This window comes from Paenibacillus sp. FSL R5-0908 (genome assembly GCF_038006245.1).
GTDB lineage: Bacteria > Bacillota > Bacilli > Paenibacillales > Paenibacillaceae > Paenibacillus_AQ > Paenibacillus_AQ odorifer.
On record NZ_JBBOUV010000001.1, the window covers coordinates 6,996,588 to 7,011,892 of the forward strand.

The 15,305-nt window shown below is 46.2% G+C and carries 17 protein-coding genes and 1 riboswitch; all 17 genes read right to left on the reverse strand.

What is annotated here, in order from left to right:
- Positions 1-25: 25 nt before the first annotated feature.
- The gene (gene atpD / locus MKZ09_RS32060) at positions 26-1,426 is read right to left on the reverse strand and encodes a F0F1 ATP synthase subunit beta (protein WP_036681562.1); all 1,401 of its coding nucleotides are present in this window, start codon (positions 1,424-1,426) and stop codon (positions 26-28) included.
- Between the two features lie 238 nt (positions 1,427-1,664).
- Positions 1,665-2,534 (reverse strand): ATP synthase F1 subunit gamma, encoded by an 870-nt coding sequence (atpG, locus tag MKZ09_RS32065; protein WP_036681564.1) that lies wholly within the window; start codon positions 2,532-2,534, stop codon positions 1,665-1,667.
- A 191-nt stretch (positions 2,535-2,725) separates the two neighbouring features.
- Positions 2,726-4,237 carry a F0F1 ATP synthase subunit alpha gene (atpA, locus tag MKZ09_RS32070; RefSeq protein ID WP_036681566.1) on the reverse strand — a complete coding sequence of 504 codons (1,512 nt, stop codon included), beginning with the start codon at positions 4,235-4,237 and terminating at the stop codon, positions 2,726-2,728.
- 11 nt (positions 4,238-4,248) lie between these two features.
- Positions 4,249-4,800, reverse strand: a complete 552-nt coding sequence (locus MKZ09_RS32075) for a F0F1 ATP synthase subunit delta (RefSeq protein ID WP_076123928.1) — start codon at positions 4,798-4,800, stop codon at positions 4,249-4,251.
- The gene (gene atpF / locus MKZ09_RS32080) at positions 4,797-5,285 is read right to left on the reverse strand and encodes a F0F1 ATP synthase subunit B (RefSeq protein ID WP_076123930.1); all 489 of its coding nucleotides are present in this window, start codon (positions 5,283-5,285) and stop codon (positions 4,797-4,799) included. Before atpF ends, MKZ09_RS32075 begins: the two co-directional genes overlap by 4 nt.
- A gap of 97 nt (positions 5,286-5,382) precedes the next feature.
- Positions 5,383-5,595: a F0F1 ATP synthase subunit C gene (gene atpE / locus MKZ09_RS32085; RefSeq protein WP_036681574.1), complete on the reverse strand. Its 213-nt coding sequence runs from the start codon at positions 5,593-5,595 to the stop codon at positions 5,383-5,385.
- 105 nt (positions 5,596-5,700) lie between these two features.
- On the reverse strand, positions 5,701-6,468 hold the full coding sequence (atpB, locus tag MKZ09_RS32090) for a F0F1 ATP synthase subunit A (RefSeq protein ID WP_036681575.1): 768 nt from the start codon (positions 6,466-6,468) through the stop codon (positions 5,701-5,703).
- 29 nt (positions 6,469-6,497) lie between these two features.
- On the reverse strand, positions 6,498-6,875 hold the full coding sequence (locus MKZ09_RS32095; RefSeq protein WP_036681578.1) for an ATP synthase subunit I: 378 nt from the start codon (positions 6,873-6,875) through the stop codon (positions 6,498-6,500).
- A complete protein-coding gene (locus MKZ09_RS32100) occupies positions 6,868-7,101 on the reverse strand; it encodes an AtpZ/AtpI family protein (RefSeq protein ID WP_036681579.1) in 234 nt (77 codons plus the stop codon). The genes MKZ09_RS32095 and MKZ09_RS32100 overlap by 8 nt, the downstream gene beginning before the upstream one ends.
- A 178-nt stretch (positions 7,102-7,279) precedes the next feature.
- On the reverse strand, positions 7,280-8,440 hold the full coding sequence (gene wecB, locus MKZ09_RS32105) for a non-hydrolyzing UDP-N-acetylglucosamine 2-epimerase (RefSeq protein WP_076123932.1): 1,161 nt from the start codon (positions 8,438-8,440) through the stop codon (positions 7,280-7,282).
- A 58-nt stretch (positions 8,441-8,498) separates the two neighbouring features.
- Complete coding sequence (gene upp, locus MKZ09_RS32110) at positions 8,499-9,128, reverse strand: uracil phosphoribosyltransferase (protein WP_036681583.1); 630 nt, start codon at positions 9,126-9,128, stop codon at positions 8,499-8,501.
- A gap of 422 nt (positions 9,129-9,550) precedes the next feature.
- A complete protein-coding gene (glyA, locus tag MKZ09_RS32115) occupies positions 9,551-10,798 on the reverse strand; it encodes a serine hydroxymethyltransferase (protein WP_038573642.1) in 1,248 nt (415 codons plus the stop codon).
- A 115-nt stretch (positions 10,799-10,913) separates the two neighbouring features.
- The gene (locus MKZ09_RS32120) at positions 10,914-11,498 is read right to left on the reverse strand and encodes a TIGR01440 family protein (protein ID WP_076201920.1); all 585 of its coding nucleotides are present in this window, start codon (positions 11,496-11,498) and stop codon (positions 10,914-10,916) included.
- A gap of 74 nt (positions 11,499-11,572) precedes the next feature.
- A riboswitch (ZMP/ZTP riboswitch) is annotated at positions 11,573-11,655 on the reverse strand.
- Between the two features lie 48 nt (positions 11,656-11,703).
- A complete protein-coding gene (locus MKZ09_RS32125; protein WP_036681588.1) occupies positions 11,704-12,291 on the reverse strand; it encodes a low molecular weight protein arginine phosphatase in 588 nt (195 codons plus the stop codon).
- A 45-nt stretch (positions 12,292-12,336) separates the two neighbouring features.
- Positions 12,337-12,909: a manganese efflux pump MntP gene (locus MKZ09_RS32130; RefSeq protein ID WP_038573646.1), complete on the reverse strand. Its 573-nt coding sequence runs from the start codon at positions 12,907-12,909 to the stop codon at positions 12,337-12,339.
- A 104-nt stretch (positions 12,910-13,013) separates the two neighbouring features.
- Positions 13,014-14,369: an L-threonylcarbamoyladenylate synthase gene (locus MKZ09_RS32135; RefSeq protein ID WP_076202284.1), complete on the reverse strand. Its 1,356-nt coding sequence runs from the start codon at positions 14,367-14,369 to the stop codon at positions 13,014-13,016.
- A gap of 105 nt (positions 14,370-14,474) precedes the next feature.
- Entirely contained in the window at positions 14,475-15,233 is a 759-nt protein-coding gene (gene spoIIR / locus MKZ09_RS32140; RefSeq protein ID WP_081394169.1) for a stage II sporulation protein R, read from the reverse strand.
- Positions 15,234-15,305 lie beyond the last annotated feature (72 nt).

A 15,305-nucleotide genomic window follows, 5' to 3' on the forward strand; every position in this document is an offset into this window, starting at 1 on the left:
ATCGAAAGCATTAGCTAAGCTCAGGTTACATCGATTTCGCTTTTTCTACTGCTTCTTCAATCGTACCTACAAATAGGAAAGCTGCTTCTGGAAGATCATCATGCTTACCATCCAGGATTTCCTTAAAGCTGCGTACAGTTTCTTTGATTGGTACATATTTACCCTTAAAGCCAGTGAACTGTTCAGCCACGTGGAATGGCTGCGACAGGAAGCGTTCAACTTTACGAGCACGAGCTACGATAACCTTATCATCCTCACTCAATTCATCCATACCCAAGATGGCAATGATGTCTTGAAGCTCGGTATAACGTTGCAGCAATTGTTTAACACCTTGTGCCACGTTGTAATGTTCTTCACCAACAATTTCTGGAGCTAGCAAACGCGAGCTGGAAGCCAGTGGGTCAACCGCTGGGAAAATCCCCTTCTCGGAAATTTTACGCTCAAGGTTAGTTGTTGCATCCAAGTGAGCAAACGCTGTAGCCGGAGCAGGGTCAGTGTAGTCATCCGCCGGTACGTAGATTGCTTGAATCGATGTAACGGAACCTTTTTTAGTCGATGTGATACGCTCTTGCAGCTGGCCCATTTCAGTAGCCAGAGTCGGCTGATAACCAACCGCGGATGGCATACGGCCGAGAAGAGCGGATACTTCGGAACCCGCTTGGGTAAAGCGGAATATATTATCGATAAAGAGCAGCGTATCGCGGCCTTCCACATCACGGAAATATTCCGCCATGGTCAAACCGGTCAAAGCTACACGAAGACGTGCACCTGGAGGCTCGTTCATTTGTCCGAAGACCATTGCTGTCTTCTTAATAACGCCGGAATCCGTCATTTCGTGATAAAGGTCATTACCTTCACGAGTACGTTCACCGACACCTGCGAATACGGAAATACCACCGTGCTCTTGGGCAATGTTATTAATCAATTCTTGGATTGTTACTGTTTTACCTACGCCGGCACCGCCAAAGAGGCCGACTTTACCACCCTTAGCATAAGGTGCGAGCAAGTCGATAACTTTAATACCTGTTTCCAAGATTTCCGCTTGTGTTGACAATTCGTCAAATGTTGGTGCGAGACGGTGAATCGGGTTCTTTTTCTCAGCAAGAACTTCACCAGCGTTATCAATTGGATTGCCAAGTACGTTAAATACACGGCCTAATGTCGCTTCCCCTACAGGAACCGAGATTGGACCTCCTTGATCGATCGCATCCAGTCCACGAACCAGACCATCAGTAGAAGACATCGCGATACAACGTACCAGATTGTCTCCCAAATGATTGGAAACCTCAAGTGTTAGGTTAAGCTGACGACCATTGTCCAAGACGGTTTCAATTTTGATAGCGTTGAAAATCTCGGGCAACTGGCCGCGTTCAAATTCAATATCGACAACCGGACCCATAATGCTTACAACGCGTCCTTTGTTCATCTTCTTTTCCCTCCTCGAAAGCTGTTACATCAAGAAGAAACGACGTTGTCGTCTTATAAAGATGACAACCGTTTCTCGTAGAAATATAAGCATTTTGTATAGTGTAAAACCTATACTTTCTTATATTTTAAGAAGAACTTACAGTGCCGTTCTTAAGGAGCTATGCACCTAAGCAAGCGACACTGTTTCTCGTAAAACACAAGACAAGTTAAGCACTTAGTTTAACTTTTCTTGTATTTTAAGACTGCGCGTTCGCTCCGGCCACGATCTCGGTAATTTCCTGCGTAATTGCCGCCTGACGGGCACGGTTGTACGTAAGGGTAAGTTCTCCGATCATTTTCGACGCGTTCTTCGTTGCACTGCCCATAGCTGTCATTTTCGCACCCAGCTCACTGGCCTTGCCATCCAGAATTGCGCTATAAATCAAAGTTTCAGCGTACTTTGGAAGCAATACTTCTAGCACGCCTTCCGGTGAAGGTTCATATTCGTAGTTTGCAGAAGCTTCATGATGCTCTTGATTCCCTACTCCATCCATAGGCAATAGTCGCTCAACGGTTGGGATCTGAGTGATAGCATTGACGAATTGATTGTAACAAACATACAGCTCATCATACGTACCATCTACAAACTGCTGTACTGCCGAATTCGCGATAGACTTGATGTCAGCAAACTTCGGCGCATCCGATAGCTCAGTGACTTCCTGTACAATCGGATATTCACGGCGACGTAGAAAGTCACGACCTTTACGACCAATAACAAACAATGCGTACTCATCTTTGGACTTATGCTTCTCCGCGATGAGCATCGTCACCTTACGCAAAATATTAGCGTTGTAACCACCTGCAAGCCCTCTATCAGAGGTAACGATTAGATAACCAGTCTTCTTCACAGGGCGGCTAACCAGCATAGGGTGTTGAACACCTTCTGTGCCAGCAGCAATGCTCGATACAACCTCTTTTAGCTTCTCAGCATAAGGACGGGCGGCAATTGCCTTCTCCTGAGCTTTTCTCAGCTTGGATGCGGCTACCATTTCCATCGCTTTTGTGATCTGTCTTGTGTTTTGAACACTCTTAATTTGACGTTTAATATCACGCATGCTTCTTGCCATGATTTCACCACCTTAAAGCTTTAACGGAGTTAAAGCTAACTTCGTAAGCATCATCTTAGCTTTGACGGAGTCAAAGCTAACTTCGTAAGCATTCTCTTAACTTTGACGAAGTCAAAGCTACTTCATAAGCACAGCCTGAGCTTCGGCAGAGCCAAAGCTCACTTAGTAAAATCCGTTAAAGTCTATCTATATTAGCTAGTAGCGAAACCTCTTTTAAAGGTATCAATCGCTGCTTTAAGAGCGGCTTCGTTATCAGCTGTCAAATCTTTTGTATCCCTGATGGATTGAGCTACATCAGCAGCACTGCTATCCATGTAAGCAAGGAATTCCTTTTCAAAACGTTTTACGTCTTTAACTGGAATATCATCCAAATATCCTTTTACAGCTGTGTACAAGCTAAGCACTTGATGCTCAACAGACAACGGCTGATTCACACCTTGTTTCAGAACTTCCATCATACGTGCCCCGCGATTCAGACGGGCAAGTGTAGATTTATCAAGATCTGAGCCGAACTGTGAGAAGGCTTGAAGTTCGCGATATTGGGCAAGATCCAGACGGAGCGAGCCGGCTACCTTCTTCATCGCTTTGATTTGAGCGGAGCCCCCTACACGGGAAACGGAGATACCGACGTTGATCGCCGGACGTTGACCAGAGTAGAACAGATCGGATTCAAGGAAGATTTGACCATCTGTAATCGAGATTACGTTCGTAGGAATGTAAGCTGATACGTCAGATGCCTGTGTTTCGATAAATGGAAGGGCGGTTAATGAACCACCACCAAGCTCATCACTAAGCTTAGCTGCACGCTCCAAAAGACGGGAGTGCAAGTAGAATACGTCACCTGGGAATGCTTCACGACCCGGTGGACGACGAAGCAGCAAGGACAATTCGCGATAAGCCGAAGCTTGTTTCGAAAGGTCATCGTAAATGATCAGTACGTGCTCGCCCTTGTACATGAAGTATTCGCCCATTGCGCAACCTGCGTATGGAGCAATGTACAACAATGGGGACGGCTCGGAAGCCGATGCAGTTACAACGATTGTATATTCCAAAGCGCCATGACGGCGAAGAGTTTCTACAACCTGTGCTACTGTGGATTGCTTTTGACCAATGGCAACATAAATACATTTCATGCCGTTGCCTTTTTGGTTGATAATCGCGTCAATTGCGATTGCAGTCTTACCTGTTTGACGGTCACCAATGATAAGTTCGCGTTGTCCACGACCGATTGGTACCATCGCATCAATGGCTTTAAGACCTGTTTGCATCGGTTCATGTACCGATTTACGATCGATAACACCTGGTGCATTATTTTCTACAGGACGGAATTCAGTTGTAGCAATTGGGCCTTTGCCGTCAAGCGGCATACCAAGTGCGTTAACTACACGACCGAGCAGAGCTTCACCAACAGGAACTTGCATAATTTGTCCTGTACGTTTTACTTGATCGCCTTCACGAATTTCCTTGTACTCACCCAGAATAACAACACCGACGTTGCTTTCTTCCAGATTGAGCGCCATGCCCACTACTCCGTTGGAGAACTCTAGCAATTCGCCTGCCATTGCGTTTTCCAGACCGTAGACACGGGCGATACCGTCGCCGACTTGAATGACGGTGCCGACTTCGGCAACTTCGATATCGGCTTTATATTCCTCAATTTGACTTTTGATCAAAGTGCTGATCTCTTCAGGTCTGATGCCCAATATCCTCACCCCTATCTTCTATGCTTATCATTAAAGGATTTCTCGAGACGCTCCAATTTGTTAGACAGACTGCCGTCATACAGCGTATCGCCGATATAAACTTTCAGTCCTCCCAACAGGCTTGGGTCCACCACATTCGTAATCCGGATTTTACGGTTTACGAGTTGGCCGAATTCTGCAGCTACAGCTGCTTTTTCTTCTTCACTTAAAGAATAAACAGAGTATACCTTAGCATCACCAATGCCAAGAGCGTCTCCTTCAATCTTGATATACGTATCCAGCAGATCGGCAAAAATATCGGTTCTGCCTCGCTCTACTAACAATTCTACAATGTTCATCACGATGGGAGAGAGCTTATCTTGAAGCGCTGTGCGCAGCACTTTCAGCTTGTCGGACTCCGAGATGCGCGGTGCAAGAATAAACCGCTTTATCTCTTGGTCGGAATGTAATAATCCAACCACTGCCTTGAGCTCTTCTTCTACTTCAAGGGTAATCCCTTTCTCTACCGCTGCACTGTACAATGCTCTAGCGTAGCGCTTGGCAACTACCGTATCGCGGCTCATGATTGGCCTCCTACCTCTTTGAGGTATTGGTTCACAAGTTGCTCCTGCTCGCCGTTAGCACTAACTTCTTTCTTAAGAAGTTTGGAAGCAATACGAACAGATGCCGTTCCAATTTCGCTGCGCAACTCTTCCACTGCTTTGTTCTTTTCGTTCTCGATATCGCGCACGGCCTCTTCTTTGACACGTGCTGCATCTGCTTTGGCTTGTGCCAAAGTTTGTTCTACCTGTAGATTGCTTGTGATTTGCGATTGTTGAATAATTTGTTGAGCTTCCTGGCGTGCACTGTTCAGCGCTTGCTTCTGCTCTTCCACATACGCGACCGCTTGTTCTCTAGTCTTCGCAGCTTCGTCCATTTGCTGCATTACCAGCTCACGGCGTTTCTCCATAACTGCAAAAAGTTTGCTGAACGCATATTTGCTAAGCAAGAAATATAAAATCCCAAAGGCGACAATTGAAAATACTATGTTTGTCCAAACAATATCCACTGAGGTCACTCCCTTCCGTTACCGCGTCATGCGGACGTATACAAAAGTAAGGCGCGGATGGCATCGGCCGTCCCCGCCAAACCGTAACTACGGTTTATTAAGTAAACATAATCAGGAATGCGATAACTGTTGCTGCCAACGGAATAACTTCGACGATACCTACACCAATAAACATTGTTGTTTGCAAAGCATTTTTCGCTTCTGGTTGACGAGCGATGGACTCAACTGTTCTACTAACGATCATACCGTTACCAAGACCTGCGCCAAGTGCACCCAATCCAACCGCTATTGCTGCTGCTAAAAATTCCATTTGTAAATATCCTCCTTTAATTTCGGTTCATATTTGTGTTTAATGATATAAGATATCTCCCACGAAGGAAAATCAGACGATAGCCGTTCTCTTCGCAGCAGTTCATTAATGTGCTTCTTCTTCGTGAATCGTCATCTGTGCGATATAAACCATCGTCAGAATCGTAAAGATAAACGCTTGTAGTGCCCCGACGAAAATACTGAAGCCCTGCCATACAGCCAGGAACGGAATACTGAGAATTCCCAGCTTCAAAATGACTGTAATCAGTACTTCCCCGGCGAAAATGTTAGCGAATAGACGAATAGCCAACGCTACAGGTTTTGCCAGGTTTTCGATAATGTTCAGTGGCAAAAAGATTGGAAACGGTTCGATGTAGTGTTTGAAATAATGTTTGCCGTTGAGCTTAATGCCCAGAAAGTTCATCAGTACAAATACTATGATTGCCAATCCTGCAGTGACGTTAATGTCAGCAGTTGGCGACTTGTACCATAAAATTTCTGCATGCTCACCATTCGCCAAGTTCTTAGTTGCTTCAATCACGTGGCCAAACACTGTTACAGGTCCATGCGCCTCAGTTACAACGGAGAAAGGCAATCCAAGTAGATTGGAAACAAAGATAAACAGAATCAATGTCAACCCTAAAGATATGTAAGGTTTTCCTTTCTTCAGATCCATGGCACTGCTTATGACACCCTCTACAAATTCCACAACCCATTCCATGAAGTTCTGAAGCTTGGATGGATTTTCAACGGAAAGCTTACGAACCGAAAGCATAACCAGAACAAATACCACTGTACAACTGATCAGAAGCATCAACACGGCGGATAAATCTATCGGTATTCCCCCGACAAATATTTTCGGCATGTCATGCATAGTATCATCCCCCTTTCTCTTTAATCTGGTTAAAGCTTATTCTTCACACTCAGATATATCCCCGCAGGAATGGCGAGAAGCTGAGGAATGAATACGCCCGAAACAGTTGCTACCAGGGAGAAATGCTCAATCTTGACCGAAAACATGGTGACCAAAATTGCAAAGCTAATCCGTGTAACAAAACCGAGGCTGAAGGCATTCCCTTCGTTGCTCGCAATCGACTGCGTAACCCGTCGAACCTTGACGGCCAGATAACGAAAGTTTACCAATCCCGCCACCAGACCCAGAGTCATGCCCAGTGTAATTGCCCGGGTCTCATGATGAAGCACCCAGCCCATTAAGAGTCCTGCCATAAGGACGAGCGTAACTCTAGTGACGGTATTGATCATGGGAGTCATATTATCCATTCTGCTCCCCCAAAAATTTTTTAATTAACAAGGCGACATTCACAATTCCCAGAATCATTCCAGTTATAGTGCCAATGGCGAGCCAATATTTCGGACCCTCCATCAGGTCTTTCAGCCATCTTGCCGCAAAAAAACCAATAAGAATGTAAGCGGCAAGCAAAGTGCCTGCACTTCCAATGACAAGCGCGGTCTGTAACAAGCTGTCCTTGCTATTTTGTTCTTTCATGGGCTACAATCCCAACTAATTTTACTGAATTTCCTGAGTCTTTGTCAATTCATTGAACATTGCCTAAAAACCCTTGAAAACATGAAAATAATCACAGCAAAACGTTCCAAAACCATATAAACCGTACAGTTTCACTGTATGTTGATTTTAATCAGATCAGATATTAGTTTAATTGAAATTATTTATTTTTTGTGAACATTCTGTGAAACTCTTCAGGACGTTCCTTATTAACACCAAAATGGTGCAAAATCGCATTGACAATCCGTTGGGAAGCCTTGCCATCTCCATACGGGTTGGCGGCCCGACTCATCGACTGATAGAGCTCATTATCAGTCAAAAGAGCATGTGTCCGTTGATACACCTTCTCCTCGTCCGTGCCCACAAGTTCCAGCGTTCCAGCCTCTATCCCTTCGGGACGCTCCGTTGTATCACGAAGCACAAGAACAGGCACTCCATAAGAAGGAGCTTCCTCTTGCAGACCGCCGGAATCGGTCAATATCAAGTGGGTATGCGGATAAAAATTATGCAGGTCCACGACATCCAGCGGATCAATCAGCTTAATTCTTGGATGTCCTCCCAGTATCTCATGCGCAGGTTCCTTAACGGCAGGACTTGGATGCACAGGGTAAACAATGGCGACATCTTCGAATTCATCAGCGATTCTTTTAATAGCTCGGAAGATATTACGATGCGGTTCACCTTGAGATTCTCTGCGGTGAGCGGTCATCAAAATAAGTCTTTTTCCTGAAGCAAAATCCAAAACAGGATGCCGGTAATCCGGCTGTACGGTATATTGAAACACATCAGTTACGGTGTTGCCTGTGATATAAATACTTGATTCTTTTTTGTTCTCGTGTCTCAGATTGTTAGCTGACAAATCGGTTGGAGCGAAATGCAGATCAGCTAACACACCTGTGAGTTGACGGTTCATTTCTTCAGGATACGGAGACAATTTGTTCCATGTCCTAAGTCCTGCTTCTACGTGCCCAACCTGAATTTGCTGCAGGAAGGAAGCGTAACTAGCTAAAAACGTTGTTAAGGTGTCCCCATGCACCAGTACGAGGTCAGGTTTAACTTCTTTCAGTACAGGTTCCAAACCTTCAAGCACACGAATAGTAATCTCATTCAAGGTCTGACGGTCCTTCATCACGTCCAAATCGTAATCAGGGGTGATATTAAACACTTCCAACACTTGATCGAGCAGTTCTCTATGCTGTGCTGTTACACATACTATTGATTCGATATGCTCAGGATGCTTCTTCAGTTCAAGAACCAGAGGAGCCATCTTGATCGCCTCGGGGCGCACTCCGAAAATAGTCATTACTTTGATTTTGGACATAACCCCTACCCTCTCATCAAATATTCTCGCATTACTATACTTAATACTTAATTACTTATTACTTGGTTCCATAAAGACGGTCACCAGCATCACCAAGACCCGGCACGATGTAACCATGTTCATTCAAATGATCATCAAGCGCTGCTACATAAATATCAACATCCGGATGAGCTTCCTGAACTGCAGCAACACCTTCTGGCGCTGCAATCAAGTTCATCATTTTGATCTGTGTACAACCACGGTTCTTCAGTGAGGTAATCGCAGCAATTGCGGATCCGCCTGTAGCAAGCATCGGGTCAATTACTATCAACTCACGTTCCTGTACATCCGTTGGAAGCTTGATATAATACTCCACTGGTTGAAGAGTGTCTGGATCACGGAAAAGCCCTACATGTCCTACTTTAGCCGCAGGTAGAAGCTTCAGTACACCTTCAAGCATACCTAAACCCGCACGAAGAATAGGAATAAGCCCTAGCATTCTTCCCGAAATCACTTTGCTTTCCGTCTCAGTGACCGGTGTTTGTACCGTAATGGTCTCTAGTGGAATATCACGTGTAATCTCATAAGCCATCAATGTGGCAACTTCGTCAACATGTTCTCTGAAATCCTTCGTGTTTGTTCTAACGTCGCGAATAAATGTTAGTTTGTGTTGAATTAAAGGATGATCGCAAATCACCAATTTTCCCATTTACTGTCCCTCCGGTAATTGTAAGTCTTGTCTATAGCCATAGAAAGCGCTTTGCTTCTCAGTGGCTAAATCCTGTCTATTATAGCACTCCCGCCGCTGCATTTCACCTCAGAATGGTACTTGAACTCACATTGAACATATTCCTTTGTATTTCCTTGTTTTTAAAGGTAATGATTGGCTTAATTAGGAAACCAATCACTTATAAAACCTAGATTATGTTGTGCAACTTTGGCTTTTTCATACTATTCACATTATTTTCACTAATTTTATTGAAAGTTCCATGAACTTTCATGATTAATTTCATTCAATTTCATCTAATACCTACTGTAATATTTGTGAACAATATGCAACAAAAAAGCCTCCATCAAACCCGGAAGAGGGTATGGATGGAGGCAGAATCATTTCTTATTAGAAGCAAAGATTTAGTATTTCAACTCTGGATAAAGAGGGTATTGGTCAGTCAACTCAGCCACTTGACGGGCAGATTCTGCCAAGTTTGCCTCATCCTTCGGATTCTTTAGAACATTAGCAATGATACGTCCAATAGTGACCATCGCCTGCTCGTCCATACCACGGGATGTGACTGCAGGTGTACCAATACGAATACCGCTTGTTACGAAAGGACTTGTAGGATCAAATGGAATTGCGTTTTTATTCACAGTAATCCCGATGGAATCTAGTACTTTTTCCGCATCTTTTCCGGTAATGTTCAGATTACGGGTGTCCAGCAGCATCAAGTGGTTATCTGTACCTCCGGATACAATGTTAACCCCTTCGCTGATCAACGTTTCTGCAAGAACATTAGCATTCTTCACTACATTTTGAGCATAAGTCTTAAAGGATGGCTGCAATGCTTCACCAAATGCGACTGCTTTTGAAGCAATTACATGCATCAGAGGTCCACCTTGGGAACCAGGGAATACCGCTTTATCAATAGCAGCTGCCCATGGCTGTCTGCACATAATCATACCTCCGCGGGGACCGCGCAAAGTCTTATGCGTAGTAGTTGTAACGAAATGAGCATGAGGAACCGGGCTCGGATGAAGGCCAGCAGCAACCAATCCTGCGATATGGGCCATATCTACCATAAATAACGCACCCACATCATTGGCGATAGCGCCGAGTTTTTCGAAATCAATAATACGCGGATAGGCACTAGCACCAGCTACAATCATTTTTGGACGGTGCTTGAAGGCTGCTTTACGTACTTCATCATAATCAATTAGGAAGGTATCTTCTTGTACTCCATAAGCAACGAAGTTATAAAGCAATCCAGAAGCATTAACTGGGCTACCGTGTGTCAAATGACCGCCGTGCGCCAAATTCATTCCAAGAACAGTGTCGCCCGGCTTAAGCGCAGCCAGATAAACTGCCATATTTGCTTGGGCGCCGGAATGTGGTTGTACGTTGACATGATCCGCGCCAAACAATTCTTTTGCACGATCACGAGCAAGGTTCTCAACGATATCTACATCTTCACAGCCGCCATAATAACGTTTACCTGGATAACCTTCTGCATATTTGTTCGTAAGCACGGAGCCCATAGCCTCCATTACGGCTTCGCTAACGATATTCTCTGAGGCAATAAGCTCAATGTTGGCACGCTGACGTTTCAGTTCCAGTTCCATCGCTTCCAGTACTGCCGGGTCACTCTTACGCAATTGTTCCATGTTCTTATTTCCTCCCTAGTGTGTGAAGATATGTTGTATTTAAGTAGAAACGATTTGCCCGCCATAAAGTGACTTAGGTTTACGTTTCTGCAAAAAATATAAAAACTAAAGTTCGTTAATCACAAAACTGTGAACCACTTTGTTCCGGACCACGATATACCGCACGTTCCCCGCCAATTAGTGGGGGTCTGGTCCATGCCGCACTCACTCTGGCTGCTCCAATGTAGCGTAGAGTCGGACGGAAAGGAACGGCTACCCGCCGTAAATGCATTCCTATCAGAGTCTCGCCAATATCTAAACCAGCATGAGCTTCTATCGTTTCCGCCAAAACAGGATCTTTCATAGCGTGATAAGCAGCCGTAGCCATCGAACCTCCAGCACCTCGTATAGGTACAGCTGATACTTCCTTCAGACCAAGTAACTCTAGCAGAGAGCGTTCCATTACAAGTGCACGATTTAAATGCTCGCAGCACTGATACACCGGATGAAATCCTTTTTCCGCTGCTACTAAACGAACACCTTCAAGCAATTGTTCTGCAACTTCAAGTGCACCACCAGTTCCAATCCGGACACCAGCAACTTCACTTGTGCTCACTCCGACGACAACAATTTTGCCTGACCCAAGGTTACCAGCCTCCGCCAACTCTCTTAACACAGTGACGGTGGCTTCAGTTAATGATAGCTCCACAACTTCGTCCATCACTCTACCTCCTCAAACTTCAAACAAGCTTATTTTAAACAAAAAAGAGCAGTCCGCAGGTAGCTGCGGATTTGCTCTTTTGCCCAGGCGACCGGCCGTTTATTCCGATGCTCCATCGTGGTTTGATCCACATTTGTCGCCAGTTACATCGGAACCGATTATTTGTAACTTCATCTTAAAGCAAAGTGAACTGAAAATCAACCATTTACAAATGGCGGAAGGTTTCCAGCTTATCCAGCAAACTGAATAGCGCAGTGCGAATCTCAGCAGCAGTTAGCTCATAGTCCTCACGTGTGCCACCAAATGGATCAGAAATATCGAAGCTCGGAATACGCTGGCGAATCTCAATCATCCGCTGCAGATCCGTTGCATTCGGTTCACCACCAAGGGCTAAGCTCAACTCCGCATCTGCGTAAAGGCTGTCCAACTCCTTGATATCCTCCGTCACCGCATCTTCATCATGCACGTATTCCTTCAATGTATAGGTTTTCGTTACAGCATCCGGAAAATACTGCAGTAAATGCTGCTTATGCCCACCCGTCAAGGTCAGCACAAGGTCGGCCCAAGCGACAGCTTGACCTGTCAATTGTGACGACTCCATTGAATCATGAATTCCTTCTTCCTGCAGTATAGCCGCAGCATGTCTTGATATAGAAGTACCGGAAATGGCGGATACACCTGCAGACCGCACTTCCAGGTCGATTCCACGTTCCTTCGCGAGCTTTCGTAAAAGCCCCTCAGCCATAGGACTTCGGCATGTATTCCCGGTGCAGACGAATAAAATATGCAGCATGTTTTGCACCCCCATGAAATTAAATATTCTAATGCCGTTATTGTATCAAAAGATGAATAGCAAGCCAAACCCCAGAAGTATTGCGCCGCCTAGCGCTTCTCCATAATCCCCGAGACCACGACTGACATGCCGTCCAATTAGCAACCCTAGAATCGACATTAGTCCCCCGCAAGCACCGAAGGCTAAGATGGTCAAAAGCACTCCATTCACAAACATCCCCAGTGATACACCCACGGAGAAAGAGTCAATACTGACACTGAGCGAAAGAAGTATCATCCCCCACAAGGTTCGATGATCCATAGCTCGTGAGCTTCCTGTATCCGGACGAAAGGAGTTGTACACCATATGCCCGCCCAAAAGAACTAGAAGACCTCCAGCAGCATAAGTCGTTACTTGACCTAACAGGTGTCCAACATAACTTCCTGTCAATAAACCCAGGAGAGGCATCAGCATATGAAAAACAGCAATGAGCAGACTCATTTGCAGAACATGCAGCAGACGAATACCTTTCATCCCGATCCCTACACCGAGCGAAAAGGCATCCATCCCTAATGCAACCGCCATTATAGTAATGGTAACAATCTGCCCCCATTCGGTATATACATCTCCTAAGCCCATGCTTAACCCCCCAAGTCCGAAATATCTTGTACAACAACGATATGCGGACAAGGGGGTAATCATGACTTCATATGGGAGTCATATACGAAAAAGCAACGCCGTAGTTATCCGGCGTCGATGACAGATCCGCCGGCGGCTTTCATAAGCCGGTTCATGATGGCAGCGCCGAGGCCCGTATATGGGCAAGCCTCGGCTAAGATGTAAGTCGCTCCCGCTTCATCGAACCGCCGCAAAGCGGCATATAGGGAGCGAGCCCCTTCCTCCGGCGAGGATAACGAGCCAAGGGAAAGGACACAGGCGGCAGGATCGGCGGGATAAAGGGCCTTATGCTCCTCGAAGAGGAGCAGGCCCGTGATCTCGCCGTTTAGCTGCGCCGCCTGAAGTTGACTTGCGGCTTCGTCCGCCACGCGCTGCGGGGAAGAGCCGCGTACTACACCAAGCCAGCCGCGCGGTGCGTAGTGCGTGTACTTCATGCCCGGCGCGCGCGGTGCAGAATTGTCTCTAGCAGCATCCGCACCATGCTGCTCAATAGATGCGGAAGCCCTTTCGAAAGGCTCACGATTGTTAACATTCAGGCAATCCACTGCAGATTGTGCTGTAGTTGCTTTAGCTGTGATTGGCTCAGCAGCACTGGAATCAACAACAGAGATTGTCGTCCCCGAATCAGCCATGACAGTAGCGGTAGAGGCAGCAGTTGCCTCAGCATTACCGGGCTCTGAGCTTACAGCTTCTGCTCCCACCACTGCAGCCAATTGCTCAGAAGTAATCCCTCCGGGGCGCAGCACAGCAACTTTTCCGTCAGGCTGTACCTGCACGACTGTTGACTCTAGTCCAACTCCAGCAGCACCACCATCAAGGACGCCATCAATGTATCCAGCCAAATCTTCCATCACATGCGAAGCTAATGTCGGGCTCGGGCGACCCGAACGATTAGCACTGGGCGCCGCAACCGGACAACCTGTGGCACTGATCAGCGCCAGAGCTACCGGATGATCCGGCATCCGCACACCAACCGTATCCAAACCCGCCGTCACACAAGGCGACAGTACACCTTCACGAACAGGAAGCACAACTGTCAGCGGACCAGGCCAATAAGCTGCCATCAGCGCGGCCGCCTTAGGATGCACCTCTGCAACAAGCTCGTCCAAAGCTGCCGTATCCGCAATATGTACAATTAACGGATTGTCAGAGGGCCGTCCTTTTGCTGCAAAAACAGCCTCAACCGCCGCCGTATTTCGCGCATCCGCCCCTAGCCCGTAGACGGTTTCGGTTGTAAAAGCCACGGTTCCGCCTTCACGAAGCATCGTTGCTGCCTCCGCTATCGCCAGCTTGTCAGCTTCATTCGGCTGAAATACCTCAGAATTCGTTCCCTCAGCGGAATTCAACTTCCAGTATACAGTCTCATCTCTATTTCCACTCCGCCGTTGAACGGCGAATAAAGGATTATTGTGTTCATTCATTCTCATCACAGGCTTTCTAGAAGATATAATTTATCTTAGCAAAAAAACGGCCCCAGTCGGGAGCCGTGATAGATCTGCTTATAAAATAGTAACATATCTGGGGTCTTACGACCATAATCCACTGATCCAGTTCCAAAGGTTTTGCAGCAGCTCCCAGACGAAGAACCGTACCTCTGGCTCAGCGGCGGTTTCTCCTGATGGAGCACTTCCTGCCGAGGAATCAGCCTGCACTGTTTTTGCAGCTGCTGATTTTACATTAGCACTGTTATCCGCACCAGCAGCGGACACTGTTTTTGTACCTTTGTCAGCAGCAGGTGCTGCCGCATCTCCAGAGCCTGCATCGATAAAGCAAAGCGGAGGAAACAGTACACACCACCAATTTTGTCCCTTGCCTGCACCAAGTGTGACTCTTACAGCTTCATACTCCCCAGCAGGATAGACGGTACCACCGTATAATTTGGTTGGAAAAGGGACTACGCCCAGCTCCACTTTATAAGAATATTCAATACCCCGTTTCTCCAGCTCTGATCCAACCAACGCGTTAAGCTCCGGCAGATGATTTCTAATCAGAGCACGTGCCTGCTCCAAGCTCTGCGGATCCTCAAGAGCAGATACCCACTGGTTCATTTGCTCCACAATTTTATCGCGAATTTGCCGTTTCACCAGCTGATCTTGCGCTCCGTCAGAATTAGCTAGAATACGTAACCGGATAGATTCTTGGGGAATAGATACTTCAGCTACTGCAGCATCGGTTTTTTGACCTTCCCAAGCCATCATGAGGACCATAAAAAAACAAATTAAAATGGCAGTATACTTAAAAGTTACACGTAAGGAATCTCTTTTATCCATATGATTATCGTTCATTTGTTGCAGCCCCTCTCCTCTTAACTCTCATGCTAGTAGTATGCCCGGAGATAAGAGACTGCAAACCTATGA

What these genes read in the sequence shown, in the direction of transcription:
- atpE (WP_036681574.1), bottom strand. Translation starts at nt 5,595, where the DNA reads ATGGAATTTTTAGCAGCAGCAATAGCGGTTGGATTGGGTGCACTTGGC.
- MKZ09_RS32095 (WP_036681578.1), bottom strand. Translation starts at nt 6,875, where the DNA reads ATGGATAATATGACTCCCATGATCAATACCGTCACTAGAGTTACGCTC.
- glyA (WP_038573642.1), bottom strand. Translation starts at nt 10,798, where the DNA reads ATGGAACAATTGCGTAAGAGTGACCCGGCAGTACTGGAAGCGATGGAA.
- spoIIR (WP_081394169.1), bottom strand. Translation starts at nt 15,233, where the DNA reads ATGAACGATAATCATATGGATAAAAGAGATTCCTTACGTGTAACTTTT.
- atpB (WP_036681575.1), bottom strand. Translation starts at nt 6,468, where the DNA reads ATGCATGACATGCCGAAAATATTTGTCGGGGGAATACCGATAGATTTA.
- MKZ09_RS32120 (WP_076201920.1), bottom strand. Translation starts at nt 11,498, where the DNA reads ATGGACGAAGTTGTGGAGCTATCATTAACTGAAGCCACCGTCACTGTG.
- MKZ09_RS32135 (WP_076202284.1), bottom strand. Translation starts at nt 14,369, where the DNA reads ATGAATGAACACAATAATCCTTTATTCGCCGTTCAACGGCGGAGTGGA.
- upp (WP_036681583.1), bottom strand. Translation starts at nt 9,128, where the DNA reads ATGGGAAAATTGGTGATTTGCGATCATCCTTTAATTCAACACAAACTA.
- atpG (WP_036681564.1), bottom strand. Translation starts at nt 2,534, where the DNA reads ATGGCAAGAAGCATGCGTGATATTAAACGTCAAATTAAGAGTGTTCAA.
- wecB (WP_076123932.1), bottom strand. Translation starts at nt 8,440, where the DNA reads ATGTCCAAAATCAAAGTAATGACTATTTTCGGAGTGCGCCCCGAGGCG.
- atpD (WP_036681562.1), bottom strand. Translation starts at nt 1,426, where the DNA reads ATGAACAAAGGACGCGTTGTAAGCATTATGGGTCCGGTTGTCGATATT.
- MKZ09_RS32130 (WP_038573646.1), bottom strand. Translation starts at nt 12,909, where the DNA reads ATGGGCTTAGGAGATGTATATACCGAATGGGGGCAGATTGTTACCATT.
- MKZ09_RS32075 (WP_076123928.1), bottom strand. Translation starts at nt 4,800, where the DNA reads ATGAGCCGCGATACGGTAGTTGCCAAGCGCTACGCTAGAGCATTGTAC.
- MKZ09_RS32125 (WP_036681588.1), bottom strand. Translation starts at nt 12,291, where the DNA reads ATGCTGCATATTTTATTCGTCTGCACCGGGAATACATGCCGAAGTCCT.
- MKZ09_RS32100 (WP_036681579.1), bottom strand. Translation starts at nt 7,101, where the DNA reads ATGAAAGAACAAAATAGCAAGGACAGCTTGTTACAGACCGCGCTTGTC.